Origin of the sequence: Butyrivibrio sp. AE3003, assembly GCF_000686065.1 — a bacterium.
Taxonomy (GTDB): Bacteria; Bacillota; Clostridia; order Lachnospirales; family Lachnospiraceae; genus Butyrivibrio; species Butyrivibrio hungatei_A.
The window spans coordinates 2248806-2263530 of sequence record NZ_JMLX01000001.1; the positions used below are offsets into that span (position 1 = coordinate 2248806).

Below are 14725 nucleotides of genomic sequence, written 5' to 3' on the forward strand. Positions count from 1 at the left end.
CAGCGATATATTATATATATCAAAAAATATCTGAAAACTTTTTTACGCTACTGCCTTCTTGTCATCATGAGCATAGATTGCTTTCAAAATAACAGGCGTCAATATAGAACTGATAACGATAAGCAGGATTACCGCAGTAAAATACCTGCTGTCGATGATCCCCGCCTTAAGTCCTCTTTGCGCAACGATAAGCGCAACCTCTCCTCTTGTCATCATTCCGACACCGATCTTAAGACTGTCGGAGCCGTTATATCCAAGGACTTTGGCCATAAGTCCGCAACCCACTATCTTACCGAGAAGGCCGACTATAACAAATGCAAGAGAAAATACAATAACCGTTGTATCAACGGATCTTAAATTAGTCTGAAGTCCTACACTTGCAAAGAAAACAGGTCCGAATATCATATATGAGTTTATATCCATTTTTCTGTCGATATACTCGGAATCATCAAGCGAGCTTAATATAATTCCCGCAACAAATGCACCTGTGATGTCCGCAACTCCAAAATACTTATCCGCAATATAGGAAAATACAAGAGCGAGCGCAAGTCCCATAATGGGAATACGTCTTGTATGACGCCACTTTGTATCAAGCTTCTGCATTATCTTAAAGATAATAATTCCCACAACCAAAGAGAACGCAAAGAAAAGAACAGTCTTAACGCACACCATTCCGATATTTGCACTTGGATCTTTCATACCGATAACGGCTGTAAGCACAACGATACCGATAACGTCATCTATTATCGCAGCACTCATTATTGTAGTTCCTACCTCAGTTGAGATCTTTCCAAGCTCTCTGAGTGCCTGAACGGTTATACTTACAGAAGTTGCCGTAAGAATTGTTCCGATGAAAAGAGCTCTCATAAACTCGACACTTCCCGGAGCCGCAAATCCGTAGAAGCACATATAAAGAACAGTTCCGAAAGCAAGCGGAATTCCAACTCCCGCGCACGCAAGTATTGTAGCTTTTATACCTGACTTTTTGAGATTATCGATATTAGTCTCAAGTCCGGCACTGAACATAAGAAGAATAACGCCGATTTCCGCCATCTGGGAAAAGAAATCACTCTCAGATACGATATTAAGTATTGTAGGTCCTATGATAAGGCCTGCAATAATCTCTCCCGCCACCTGAGGCGCCTTGAGTTTCCTTGCTCCAAGTCCGCAAAACTTAGCCGCAATAACTATGATCGCAAGATTACGCAAAATTTCTAAACTGTCCACTTTTCATCCCTCATTTCTGTTATAAAAAAACCTGATTACATCGGCCATATTTTTACCCGAATGCAATCATAATTATAATACAACTTAGATTTTTCGCAATCCAATAAACAAAAGTTCGGACAGCGACTCTATATCTGCTATCCGAACTATTTTTTTAATTCACTAATTGTTTATTGGCACCTGCATCATACTATATTCTTAATACCTTCGCAGATTCTCCTTGCCACTACGGGATTGTTCATCGTATACAGATGTATTCCGTCGATGTCACTCACAAGAAGGTCTATGATCTGGCTGAGCGCATATGACATTCCCGCATCAAAAAGAGCTTCCTTGTTGTTCTCGTACCTTTCCGTGATCTTCTTAAATTTCTCGGGGAAAGTAGCGTTGCACATCGTGAGCATTCTCTTTATCTGTGCGGCGTTGATAACAGGCATAACTCCCGGAATCATCGGAACCTCTATGCCCTTAGCCTTACTCTTTTCCCTGAAGTTCATGAACTTGTCATTGTCGAAAAAGAGCTGCGAAAGAAGCACCTCCGCTCCGCTGTCCACCTTGATCTTGAGATTCTTAAGCTCATCCTCTTCAGTTGCAGTCTCCGGATGCATTTCGGGATAGCATGCGCCGAGTACACAAAAATCATACTTATCCTTCATATATGAAATTACATCCGAAGCGTACCGGAAATCATCTTTTTCAGGGATATTCGCATTTCTGTCGCCCCTTAGTGCAAGGATGTTTTCAATTCCTTCACTTTGAAGGGCCTTTGCAAACTCATCAATCTCACTCTTATCGTAATGCAGGCTCGTCAGGTGAACCACAGGCTCAACGCAGTAATTATGCTTTATCTTTTTGGCAATCTCAATCGTATTGTTTGAACCTACGCTTCCGCCCGCTCCGAAAGTTACACTTATAAAATCAGGCTTAAGCTCACAGAGAACATCAAGTGTCTCATCTATCGCCTCAAGCGCCTTATCTTTTTTCGGAGGAAAAATCTCAAATGACAGAGTTTTTCTGCCTTCTTTATATAAATCCGATACTTTCAACTTCTTACTTATCCTCTCACTGTCTTTGCTGCCTTAACAAGATTTATAAGACTCTCTTTGGTCTCGGGAATTCCCCTTGTCTTAAGTCCGCAGTCGGGGTTTACCCAGAGTTTGTGGTCATCGATCCTGCCGCGCATCTTACCAAGTGCATCCACAATCTCCTGAACGGAAGGAACACGGGGACTGTGAATGTCATAGACACCGGGACCTACTTCCGTCTTAAAGTTATTAGCCTTTAATGAATCAAGAATCTGAAGATCGGATCTTGAAGCCTCAAAAGTAATAACGTCCGCATCCATCGCATCGATCACAGGAATGATATCCGTAAACTCGCTGTAGCACATATGAGTGTGAATCTGAGTTTCAGGCTTTACTCCGCTGTGCACAAGTCTGAATGCAGGAATCGCAAAATCAAGATACTCGCTGTACCAGTCTGACTTTCTAAGAGGGAGCTTTTCCCTAAGCGCCGCCTCATCGATCTGGATGATCTCTATTCCCGCTTTCTCAAGATCGAGGACCTCATCTCTTATCGCAAGCGCAAGCTGCAAAATGCTCTCCTTAATCGAAATGTCTTCTCTGGGGAAAGACCAGTTAAGGATTGTAACGGGGCCTGTGAGCATTCCCTTCATAGGCTTATTTGAGCAGCTCTTTGCGTATTTTGACCACTCTACGGTGATAGGGCTCTTTCTTGATACGTCGCCCCAGATGATCGGAGGTTTAACGCATCTTGTACCGTAGGACTGAACCCACGCCTTCTCAGTGAACACGTATCCCGAGAGGTGCTCTCCGAAATACTCGACCATGTCATTTCTTTCGTATTCACCGTGAACAAGTACGTCGAGCCCTATCTCCTCCTGGAACTCTATACACTTTTTGATCTTCTCTTTGTTAAAGGCAATATACTGTTCTTTGCTGATATTTCCTTTTCTGTAGTCCTGTCTGTTCCTTCTTACATCCGTAGTCTGAGGGAACGAACCTATTGTAGTAGTAGGGAAAAGAGGGAGTTTCAATTTATCTTTTTGTATCTTTTCTCTCTCATTAAACTCAGGACTTCTCTCGTAGTCGCTCTCTTTTATATTTGAAACTCTCTCTCTTACCGCCTCATCTACGCTATCAACTCTGTTCTTAAAAAGCTCTGCGTTTGCCGCAAACTTTACAGAGGCTGATACCTTCTTTACATCCTTCTCATCCGCAAGCTCCGCTATATCCTTAAGCTCTGACAATTTCTCTTTTGCGAACGCGAAATGCTTCTTGTACTCATCGGAAATCTTGTGCTCACTCTCAAGTGTGTACGGCACATGAAGAAGCGAACAGGATGTATTTACAACAATGTTGTCCGCACCTGTAACACCTTGAAGCTTTCTTATTATTTCAAGAGACTTACCGTAATTATTCTTCCAGATATTTTTGCCGTTAACCACTCCCGCAAAAAGGAGCTTATCTGCAGGGAAGCCGTTCTTTTTGACAAGCTCAAGAGATTCTTTCCCCTCAATGAAATCCAGACCAACCGCATCAAAATCAAGCTGTGTAAGTAAGTTGTAAATATCTCGCACATCTCCGAAGTATGTCTGAAGAAGAACCTTGGTGTTTCCCTTTCCGGCAAGAATACTACGATACAGTCTCTCGAAAAGCTTAATGTCATCAAGCGAAAGATCTCTCACAAGATAAGGCTCGTCAAACTCAGCCCACTTTGCGCCGATCTCTCCAAGCTTTGAAAGATATGTCACATACTCTTTTGCAAGAACCTGCTCAAAATCTGAAATGTTCTTTTTTCCTGTAAATCTTGCAAGCTTCAAAAATGTAAAAGGTCCGATAATGCTGACCTTAAGATTATCTGCATACTCAGATGCCTCCTTGAACTCGTCAAAAGGCTTTGTTCCGACGAGCTTGATCTGCGTGTTGTCGTCAATCTCAGGAACAAGGTAGTGATAGTTTGTGTTAAACCACTTCTTCATTGCAAATGCTTTGACGTTTCCCTTTTCTCCCTGATAGCCCCTGGCCATGGCAAAAAAAGTATCTATATCAGAAAGTCCGAGCTCTCTGTATCTGTCCGGTATGATATTGAAAAGCACAGCAACATCAAGCATATTGTCATAAAAAGAAAAATCGTTTACAGAAATAAAATCTATTCCGCTTGCTTTCTGAAGCTCCAAGTTCTCTTTTCTTAATTTTAGTGCTGTAGTTTTGAGCTCTTTTTCGTCTATTTCATTCTTAAAGTATTTCTCAGATGCAAATTTAAGTTCTCTGTCTTTTCCCACTCTTGGGTATCCGATAACCGCTGTTCTCATACGCTTTCCTCTCTTATAAATGTGTATTTATGCAACGCCAATAAGCATTGTTCTTTATCTCTTGTTCTTCGGCACACTGCGCCTGTTTCACTGTGGTAAATAGAAGTATAACCAGTTTTTATCCATAGGTAAAATATGTTTTTTATACCTTATATCATAGATTTAACCTATAATAGATGATATACTTACTTCATGACACTAAAACAATTAAATTACGTGGTAACCGTGGCTGAAACAGGCAACATCACAGAAGCTGCCAAAAAGCTCTTTATCGCCCAGCCAAGTCTTACCAGCGCTATTCAGGAAATTGAAAAAGAATATAAAATAACAATCTTCAACAGAACAAAGAGGGGAATCAGTATAACCACCGAAGGAACCGAGTTTCTTGGCTACGCCCGTCAGCTTCTTGAGCAGGCAAATCTTATCGAAGAACGATACACGGGAAAGCCTGTCGGAAAGACAAAGTTCTACATCTCTTCCCAGCACTACTCTTTTGTCGTTGAAGCATTTGTCGAGCTGTTAAAAAAACACGGCGGTGAAAAGTATGAGTTTCACATGAGGGAAACCCAGACCTACGACATCATCGAGGACGTCGCGCGCCTTAGAAGCGAGATAGGCGTGTTGTATATGAATAAGTTCAACGAGACGGTCATAAAAAAAGAACTTCGCGATAATGACTTGTCTTTTACTCCGTTATTCAAGGCAAAGCCTCATGTGTTCATCGGAAAGAATTCTCCTCTTGCCAAGAAAAAAAATCTTACGCTTGATGATTTAAAACCTTACCCAAGGCTATCTTACGAGCAGGGAACACATAACTCTTTTTACTTCTCAGAAGAGATACTCAGTACGCAAGACTCCGACAAAGATCTTGTTGTCTGCGACAGAGCGACCCTTTTTAACCTTCTGATAGGTCTTAACGGATACACAATCTGTAGCGGTGTGATAAATGAAAATCTTAACGGAGCAAACATTGTCGCGCGCCCGCTTAAAGTTGATGATTACATGGAAGTCGGATATATCCTCAAAAATTCTGTGGGGGTATCGCCGCTGACTCAGAGCTATATCGAGATAATAAAGAAACTTGTGAAAAAGAAATAGAAAACATGACACAAAAATAAGTGATAACTTGGGCAAATGAGCTCTCGTTATCACTTGTTTTATCTGTGCGAATGGGCACTATAAATATATAAAGTTTGTTATGAAGAAGCTATGTTATGAGCAAAAACGCTATAAACCGTGTTTCTCTTAATTACTTTGCAGCAGCAAATCCTTTCTCAAGATCCTCGATGATATCATCGATGTGCTCTGTACCGATTGAGAGTCTGATTGTGCTCTGTGAAATTCCCTGATCCTTGAGCTCATCATCGTTAAGCTGAGAATGAGTTGTTGTTGCAGGATGAATAACAAGGCTCTTTACATCGGCAACGTTTGCAAGAAGTGAGAAAATCTCAAGGTTATCGATGAACTTCCAAGCAGCCTCTTTTCCGCCCTTGATCTCAAATGTGAAGATTGAAGCTCCGCCGTTGGGGAAGTACTTCTCATAGAGAGCGTGATCGGGATGATCTGCAAGTGAAGGATGGTTAACCTTCTCAACCTGAGGATGCTTTGAAAGGAACTCAACTACCTTTTTGGTGTTCTCCGCATGTCTCTCGAGACGAAGTGAAAGTGTCTCAAGTCCCTGAAGAAGCAGGAATGCGTTAAACGGAGAAATTGTTGCTCCTGTATCTCTGAGAAGGATAGCTCTTATAAATGTAACGAATGCAGCAGGTCCTACGGCATCATAGAATGATACGCCGTGGTAGCTGGGATTGGGAGCTGCGATGTTAGGATACTTGCCGCTCTTTTTCCAATCGAACTTACCTGACTCAACGATCACACCGCCAAGAGTTGTTCCGTGACCACCGATGAACTTTGTTGCTGAATGTACAACAATGTCAGCACCGTGCTCGATAGGTCTGATAAGGTAAGGTGTTCCGAATGTATTGTCGATAACAAGAGGAAGTCCGTGCTTGTGTGCTATCTCTGCAACTGCGTCGATATCAGGAATATCACTGTTGGGATTTCCAAGTGTCTCAAGGTAGATTGCTCTTGTATCTTCCTCGATCGCACCCTCGATCTCTGCAAGGTTATGTGCGTCAACAAATGTTGTTCTTACTCCGTACTGAGGAAGTGTATGTGCAAGGAGGTTGTAACTTCCACCATAGATTGTCTTCTGTGCTACTATGTGTCCTCCGTTAGCTGCAAGTGCCTGGATTGTATATGTTATTGCTGCTGCGCCGGATGCAACTGCAAGTGCTGCGCTTCCGCCTTCCAAAGCTGCGATTCTTTTTTCAAATACATCCTGTGTGGAATTTGTAAGTCTTCCGTAGATGTTACCTGCATCAGCAAGTCCAAATCTGTCAGCAGCGTGCTGGCTGTTTCTAAATACATATGATGTAGTCTGATAAATCGGAACCGCTCTTGCGTCTGTAGCGGGATCAGGCTGTTCCTGTCCAACGTGTAACTGTAATGTTTCAAATCTGTAATTACTCATAATCTATCTCCTTCATTTGCATTTATTTTTCGTGTGTGTTATGTTGTGTTAATGTTATTCCTATTTACCTATTACGTCAATAGGTTTTATGATAACTAAATCAGCATGCCACTAATAAGTTTTTGTTATATCTCATTAATATGGGGTACAATGTCAGTATAAATAGGAGGTTCACATGTTTACTACCAAAGGACGCTATGCCCTGCGCGTTATGATCGATCTTGCGCAGCACACAGAAAATGAATACATCCCTCTCAAGGATATCGCCACAAGGCAGGACATCTCCAAGAAGTATCTTGAGATTATTGCAAAAGAACTTGTAAAAGGCGGTCTTATCGAAGGCGCCAGCGGAAAGCACGGCGGCTACAAACTCTTAAGAAGCCCCGAAGAATACAGTGTCGGAGAAATAATAGAACTTATGGAAGGCACGATCGCGCCCGTAGCCTGTCTCGAAACAGGAGCTCCCGAATGCACACGTGCCTGCAAGTGTAACACCATATCCATGTGGACAGAATTCTACGAACTTGAACGCAACTTCTTTTTCGGAAAGAAGCTCAGCGATCTGTGCAATTAGTTTGTAGATTTTCCGTACGCCCGACCATAAAGGTATATATTCGGAAATATGCTGTGTACGGCTGCGCAGTGATTTTCATACTTTAATAAAACCTGAAGATGCTTCCTTTCACGTTGTTCAGAGAAGTCAGCATCTTCGGGTTTTATTAAAGCTGAAAATCATATTCTTTCTATTATTCCTCCTGCAGCGGGTTTAGAAAATAATTCTGTCATATTGCTTACTCCTCCATAGATGAATTTCCATTTTGGCAGTTGTAACTGCCAAATAGATTCCATCAATATCTCTATATATCCTTTTATACACATTGACTTGATACTTATCCCAAATACTTCTTCTCCAATTCATCAAAAGCTGTCTTTGCGTCTATCGCCTCACCTGTTAATTCAAACTCAGCCTCTGCTTCGGTTATTGCCTGATCAATACGATTATTCGCTGCAAATTGATCGTATAATTCAGCACTCATAACAACACCTCCTTTATACAAATACGGTGTAACATAATTATGCTACACCGTAAATATAAAACTATTCCTATATCAATCATGCAAGAACTCTATCGACAAGAGACTACTGTTTCCTGTACCTGTATATCTAAGATACAATGCATGCGTTCCGGAAACCGCACCGAATCTGCATTCATCGGCAGTCCAGATATTTGAGCCTATAGCATGAATCTTGCCAAGAGGCTCACCGTCTAGATCTGTGAGGATCTCAAAGTCTCCGTTGAAGTAAGCTCTTGTCTTAATTCTAAGTCCCGTAAGCTTTTCGAAGTCAAAGTACTTGAAACCGATTGTCGTTCCGTCAACAATATCTTTGATATAACTTTCTCCGTATGATTCGTCACCACCGACCTGAACAACTCTGGGAGCGCCCGGCTCAACATACATCTTGTGCTCTTTTGTAAAGATGTTGCAGGCAATGTATGCGGGATATTCTCCCTTGTCGGAAAGAGGTCCGCCGTTCAGACCGCACGAAGTAAGCTCAACCTGAGGAATACTTCCGTCTTGGGCAAAAGAAATCTTCTCTGCGCATCCCTGTCTGCTAAACCACGTTCCGTTTGTATGCCTGTGGTAAAAGATATACCAATCGCCGCCGATCTCAACTATACTTCCGTGGTTGTTGGCGCCGTAAGCTGTCGGCTCATCCGCTTTCTTGTATGTATCAATGTGCATATCGCAGTTACTTACGATAACTCCGCCGTACTCAAAAGGTCCTTCGGGGCTCTTTGATGTAGCATAGCAAAGCTCGTGCATAACTTCGGATGAATATACAAAATAGTAAATATCTCCGCGCTTTCTTATAGATGATGCTTCAAAGAACGCGTGTCCTTCAAACGATGTTCCCTTGCTGTATTCAGAGCCGGGTGCGATTATCTTCGGAGCTTTTTTGACCGTAAGCATATCCTTATCAAGGACTGTAAACATCGCTCCGCTCCTTGACTTATCGCCCTGCCCGCAAAAGCCCGTGTACATGTAGACTTCATCGCCTTCCGTCATGACTCCGGGATCGAACTGAGGCTCATCGCCCTCTTTGTCACCGAGCTTAACTCCGTCTTCATAGTGAACATACCCGTAGAACTCGTAAGGGCCTGCAGGTCTGTCACTTACCGCAACAGAAACAACGCTCACCTTATCAAGCACATAGTAAAGATAATATCTACCGTCGGGACCAACCGTAACATCAGGCGCATAGAGGCACATATGTCCGTCAGGATTAAGTGGATCCTGTGTCTTTTTGAAAATTACGCCCTCATACTTCCAGTTTCCAAGGTCATCTACAGGTGCTGACCAGCAAACGTAATCGCCGAGGCAAAATGTCTCGCCGCCGTATATATCATGCGATCCGTATACATATACTCTGTCTCCGAACACATAGGGCTCGCCATCGGGAATGTACTCCCAGTTCGGAAGATAGGGATTGATTCCCTGCCGCCTTGTGTTCTGTCTTATGCCGCCTTCCTTCTTAGGAACTGCTCCGCGGGATGTGAATTCCATCTCGTTTGGATTTTCGGAAGTGTATGTTCCCCAGTTCGGAAGCTCTTTTCCACCCTTACCTGTTCCGTTAGGATTGCCTGTCTTAACAAAGTTGGCGAAATAATCGCACATCTGCGCCGCCAGATCGTAATGTCTTCCCTCGTAAGCTCTGTGGCTCTTTCCCAGAGTCTCAAAGAAAAACCACAGATCAACAGAGTGAAAACATCCCGGATATGCCTCATCTCCTGCACCGTCTCCCGGAATATCGGGACAGAATCTGTAGTAATAGAAATCTCTGTCGGGGTTATTTTTCTTAGCTCCGGCCAAAACCTCTTTTACAGATTTCTCGACCATGTTTATATTGTCTTCTATAAATTCATCCGTTGTATTTCCCGTAAGAACCGGTACATCGGGATACTTTCCTTCTACAAAGGCATCTGTGGTATTCTGCTTGCAGAACACTCCGTCCATTATCGGAACCATCATTGGATTATTCAAAAGATATTTATTATAACCCTCAAGAATAGTTTTTGAATTAAGTCTTCTTGCTCCCTCAATTCCATCCACGCCAAGCGTCTCCATAAACTTTGCGCCAAGCTCTTCCGCCTCTGAAAGCGGCTTTGGTGTAAAGAGCTTATCCTCGGGTTTATCAAGCTTTATAATTCCGCTAAATATAACGGCGCCTTTTATTATCTTGCTGTTGTCTTCGCAAACAAGCTGATTCATTACCGACGCTCCGCCTGCAGACTGGCCGGCGATCTTGATATTATCCGGATCTCCGCCAAATGCCGCAATATTTCTATATACCCAGTGAAGTCCCGCCTTCTGATCGAGAAGACTGAAATTACCGGGCGCATCGGGTGATTCCTCAGTAAGTTCCTTATGCGCAAGATTTCCAAAACAGCCAAGTCTGTATGCTACAGAGACAACGACAATACCCCTTTTTGCCAGTGCCTCTCCGTCAAGCTCCATCTCTGCCGTATACCCCCACTGGAAAGAGCCTCCGTAGTACCACACAAGTACAGGAAGTTTTTCATCTTTGCTCTTTGCAGGAGTCCATATATTAAGATAGAGACAGTCCTCACTCATCGGTATTTCAGGATCGACATGCCATTCTCTGCAATAAATATCAGTACCTAATCCCGGTGTGTCCTGATAAGGAATTGGTGCAAACTGGTTCGCCTCATAGATTCCGTCCCAGTCAGTACAAGGCTTTGGAGCCTTCCATCTATTCATTCCGACAGGCGGTGCCGCATAAGGTACTCCCTTAAATACCGTTACACGCGGATCATCTCCCGCAACACCTCTGATCCTGCCGTTTTCTACTTCAGTTAATCTAAGCAACCTCCTTTTACCTCCTCTAAAAACATTAAACGATATAAGAATTGCATAATAACTTTTATCACCTATATCATTATTATATTTAAGTTATACCATAATATTTTAGATTTTGGTAAAATATTTATTTCACAATCTAGTGTCTTGGCAAGATGACTTTTGATCAATTACGAAGTGAAATAATTCAAGTATAAGGCGGAGGATTGAGTCGATGCAAGTTACTCAGATTCGATTACAAAATTTATGCCCGTATAATTGGTCCGGAATTCGCTTACTTCTACGTGTATATATCAATTTTCGGATTCTATACCCGTAAAATCGGTCCGGAATTTGCTTACTTCTACGTGCAATATATCAATTTCCGGATTCTATGCCCGTATAATTGGTCCGGAATTCGCTTACTTCTACGTGTATATATCAATTTCCGGATTCTATGCCCGTATAATTGGTCCGGAATTCGCTTACTTCTACGTGTATATATCAATTTTCGGATTCTATACCCGTAAAATCGGTCACTCATTGCTCTATAGTTTTATGCATTTTGCGTGTAGCAAATCATTTTCCGGATTCTATACCCGTAGAGCCATTCCCACTTTCACTTATTTCTATGTATACAAATCGATCATCAGATTCCATGCCAGCAGAATCATTATTCCCTCATTTTGAGTCATGTATTTCAGCTTAATTCCTCAATTCCTTGCCTCAATTCCTTGACGCAGCGTAACAAATGCCAATTTTGACAGGTAATAAAGCGACATATTGGGTGTATTCAACTCTAGTGTGGTGTCTCCGTTGATATTCAAGGCAAAAAAATAAAGACTTTTCGTTTTTCGCTCCATAAATAGCCACAAACAGATGAAACAAAAACATAACGAAAAGTCCTTACTTTTACTCTTAAATATAACAAAACCTTCTAAATAACATGAGATACAGCCTTATGCACCTGTACTCTCTGTGAACCTCTCTCATAAAATATTCAATACACTCTTTCTCTGTAAAGTTCTCTCATAAAATGTACAATGCACATTTTCTCTATGTCCTTACCCTTAAGCTTCTATTGCCCTGTCAGTGTCGCCAAGGAGTTTATTCCACTGCTCATCGGTAAGGTCTGACAGCCCTTTATTTTTTCCTTTGGTCGCGAGTAAAAGAGCTGTCTCCTTGAGCATCTTTATAAGGACGGAGGCATCGAGTACTTCGCCGGTCATCTTTTTGGTGAGAGTTGTACTTGAAGAGGAGATAGTGCTTTCCCAATTGCTCTTTTTATTTATGGCCTCCTCCATCGAGGAATACTCTTTTCCACCCAGAGGATCCGTGACTCCCTTAAGTGCGTTGAAACTTCCAAAGGTACTACCGGTTCCTGTGCCATGTGCATCTGCGTACTGGCAATATGCGAACATCTCGATAATGGTGGCATTCTTTGGATCGACTTCCGAGATATTTACGTCAATGTCACGCCCGCCCATATGCACTCTCACAATCGGATTGCCGCAGCCTTCCCTTGTCACTTCGGAAGCCATCACCATATGGCTTGTATTGTTTCCCACAGGAATAGAGCCTATACCACGTAGCGGAGTTACGTGTTCTCTTGGTTTGTCGGCGTTATCACTTACTTCCGCCGGCTTACATTCATCAACGGATTCTTGCGGAATTACAGGCCTCATATCAATAAAACTTGTCTTCAATTCACTTGCTGAAATAATGCGGGTAAACTCTCTCTGAACAGAAACGTTCTGCTTTTTAGTACAAGTTGCATCATCTGATTTCTGTTCGCCGCTCTCGGATAGAGCACTCAAAAAATCCGCTTCTCCGAGACTTTGATCTGCGCTACGATAAGAACTCTGTACAAATGTGCTCTGTCTAAACCAATAACTTCCGGTAGTAATCATATTTGACATATATGTTCCTTTCTGCGACTCTTCAGTCATTCACAGTCGCTCCACTCTCCTGAAAGGACCGAGTGGATAAGTGCACGGTCAACAGTTACGCATAACTTCGTCTCAGTATCACCCCCTTCTGGCAAAATAAAAAGCATCTTCTTCAGCCATTCCTTTGAACGTTGAAAAAGATGCTATCCATAGCAAAAATATTAAACTTACTGCTTTCTGTATATATCGGCAGACTATGCTATCGACTTTAGCATTCCAGATACTTTTTTTATATTAAATCCAATAACAAAGAGTTGCTTTGCAACTCTTTGCGCGCCGATGCGCGCAAGCTTTAGCTTGCATAATACTTCTGCGCATCGGTCGCATCCTTAGCGGAGCGTTTTTTTTTATTTGATAGGAATTCCTATCAAATAAAAAAAGAGCCTAACTGCGTACGCAAAATAGACTCATACAATCAGACCCACTATTACAAATAGGCTTATAGCGCAGCACAGCCGCACTTGAAATGCATGATAATCCGGATTAAGCGCACACAAAAAAACTGCAATAGCCGCTTCAAAAAACTGTGTTCACCAAAACCAAATTATCTTATTTCCATTTCATCACCTATACGCTAAGCGCTCTTTCTTTATTTCTTATTTTTCATAATAATACTACAAATATGATTATTTTGTATAACCATTTTTCAAATTTCATCACAATTGTTTAATCATTTAATTTTTTCATCATCCAAAGTGCATCGGCATAAGTCCCATCGGAATATTTCATATTATCAGGAAAACGGCCGTATTCCTTGAATCCAAGTTTCTCATAAAGAGCTATTGCGCCCTCATTGGTTGCGATAACTTCAAGTTCCGCCTGCTCATAACCACACTTTTTTGCCACATCAAGAATTGTCTCAAGCATGATCTTTCCTATGCCCGCTCCGCAATACTCCTTATAAAGCGCAATCGCAATATCACATCTGTGGCTGTATCTCTTATAATTTCCCATCCTCATAAGTGAACAGTTTCCGATATGCTTGCCTTCAATTGTTGCAACGAGCATAAGCTCTTTATCATCTTCTATCTTGGACTGCAAGAAGCTCTCTTCCTGCTCCGGTGTAAGTGTTACTTCCTCAGGCTCTCTTATAAGAAACGGTGTCTCCGCCGTTGTCACCTTCATATATTCAATCAGCGCCTCGCCATCGGATGCCTCCGCATTTCTAAGAACAACCTCACGCCCCAATTTGTCTTTCCTAATTATCGGTCCAAACTTCATTTCTAAATCTCCTCCGTGCCTTATAAAACTTTTTTCAACACATCACCCTTCTTTTACTTCAGGCTAAGCCGTAATATCCGCAAGTGTACAACGGACCACAGACATAAGATCGTCAGGTGCAAGTTCAATCTGGCATCCAACCTTCCCTGCGCTTACAAATATCTTTTCACCGTCCTTCGCGGTTTGGTGTATAAAAGTCGGGAAGGCTTTCTTCATGCCGATGGGCGAACATCCGCCGTGGATGTATCCTGTGAGCGGAAGGAGCTCTTTCTGCTTGATCATCTCGACTGACTTTTCGCCTGCTGCCTTTGCGGCTTTCTTGAGGTCAAGTTCTGCTTCGACGGGAACTACGAAGACATAATACTGCCCGGTCTTTCCTCTTGTTACAAGAGTCTTAAAAACTCTTGAAGGATCTTCACCAAGTATTCCCGCAATCTCAGCACCTGTAAGCGACTGGTCGGGCTCATAAGAATGGCTCTCGTAGGCAATCTTCTTGCCATCCAAAACTCTCATTACATTTGTTTTTTCATTGTTCTTCATTATCTTTTCCTCAGTCTAAACTTGTTGTCATCTTCTCACTTATTTTTGCACGCGCTGAATT

The 14725-nt window shown here is 42.2% G+C and carries 11 protein-coding genes; 2 read left to right on the forward strand and 9 right to left on the reverse strand.

The window, feature by feature from the left end; genetic code table 11:
• Positions 1–42: 42 nt before the first annotated feature.
• From CD00_RS0110770 to metE, 3 genes are all read right to left on the reverse strand, one after another.
• Positions 43–1227 carry a cation:proton antiporter gene (locus CD00_RS0110770; RefSeq protein WP_026655984.1) on the reverse strand — a complete coding sequence of 395 codons (1185 nt, stop codon included), beginning with the start codon at positions 1225–1227 and terminating at the stop codon, positions 43–45.
• 185 nt (positions 1228–1412) lie between these two features.
• Positions 1413–2273, reverse strand: coding sequence for a methylenetetrahydrofolate reductase [NAD(P)H] (gene metF / locus CD00_RS0110775; RefSeq protein WP_026655985.1), 861 nt, complete (start codon positions 2271–2273; stop codon positions 1413–1415).
• 8 nt (positions 2274–2281) lie between these two features.
• Positions 2282–4561, reverse strand: coding sequence for a 5-methyltetrahydropteroyltriglutamate--homocysteine S-methyltransferase (metE, locus tag CD00_RS0110780; RefSeq protein ID WP_026655986.1), 2280 nt, complete (start codon positions 4559–4561; stop codon positions 2282–2284).
• 192 nt (positions 4562–4753) lie between these two features.
• On the opposite strand from metE, the gene CD00_RS0110785 reads away from it, so the two are divergent.
• Positions 4754–5659 (forward strand): LysR family transcriptional regulator, encoded by a 906-nt coding sequence (locus tag CD00_RS0110785; protein ID WP_026655987.1) that lies wholly within the window; start codon positions 4754–4756, stop codon positions 5657–5659.
• A gap of 151 nt (positions 5660–5810) precedes the next feature.
• On the opposite strand, the gene CD00_RS0110790 is transcribed toward CD00_RS0110785, so the two are convergent.
• The gene (locus tag CD00_RS0110790) at positions 5811–7094 is read right to left on the reverse strand and encodes an O-acetylhomoserine aminocarboxypropyltransferase/cysteine synthase family protein (protein ID WP_026513256.1); all 1284 of its coding nucleotides are present in this window, start codon (positions 7092–7094) and stop codon (positions 5811–5813) included.
• Positions 7095–7269: 175 nt separating this feature from the next.
• Here CD00_RS0110790 and CD00_RS0110795 point away from each other — a divergent pair, with 175 nt between their 5' ends.
• Complete coding sequence (locus CD00_RS0110795) at positions 7270–7668, forward strand: RrF2 family transcriptional regulator (RefSeq protein ID WP_026655988.1); 399 nt, start codon at positions 7270–7272, stop codon at positions 7666–7668.
• Between the two features lie 316 nt (positions 7669–7984).
• Here CD00_RS0110795 and CD00_RS20695 read toward each other — a convergent pair whose 3' ends face one another.
• The 5 genes from CD00_RS20695 to ybaK all read right to left on the reverse strand — a co-directional run bounded on the left by CD00_RS20695 (position 7985) and on the right by ybaK (position 14664).
• Complete coding sequence (locus CD00_RS20695; protein ID WP_185750438.1) at positions 7985–8131, reverse strand: hypothetical protein; 147 nt, start codon at positions 8129–8131, stop codon at positions 7985–7987.
• Positions 8132–8203: 72 nt separating this feature from the next.
• The gene (locus CD00_RS21195) at positions 8204–10984 is read right to left on the reverse strand and encodes a carboxylesterase family protein (RefSeq protein WP_330370401.1); all 2781 of its coding nucleotides are present in this window, start codon (positions 10982–10984) and stop codon (positions 8204–8206) included.
• 1040 nt (positions 10985–12024) lie between these two features.
• Positions 12025–12903, reverse strand: a complete 879-nt coding sequence (locus CD00_RS0110815; protein ID WP_026655990.1) for a hypothetical protein — start codon at positions 12901–12903, stop codon at positions 12025–12027.
• Between the two features lie 666 nt (positions 12904–13569).
• Complete coding sequence (locus tag CD00_RS0110820) at positions 13570–14124, reverse strand: GNAT family N-acetyltransferase (protein WP_026655991.1); 555 nt, start codon at positions 14122–14124, stop codon at positions 13570–13572.
• A gap of 63 nt (positions 14125–14187) precedes the next feature.
• Positions 14188–14664 carry a Cys-tRNA(Pro) deacylase gene (ybaK, locus tag CD00_RS0110825; protein ID WP_185750439.1) on the reverse strand — a complete coding sequence of 159 codons (477 nt, stop codon included), beginning with the start codon at positions 14662–14664 and terminating at the stop codon, positions 14188–14190.
• Between the last annotated feature and the right edge of the window lie 61 nt (positions 14665–14725).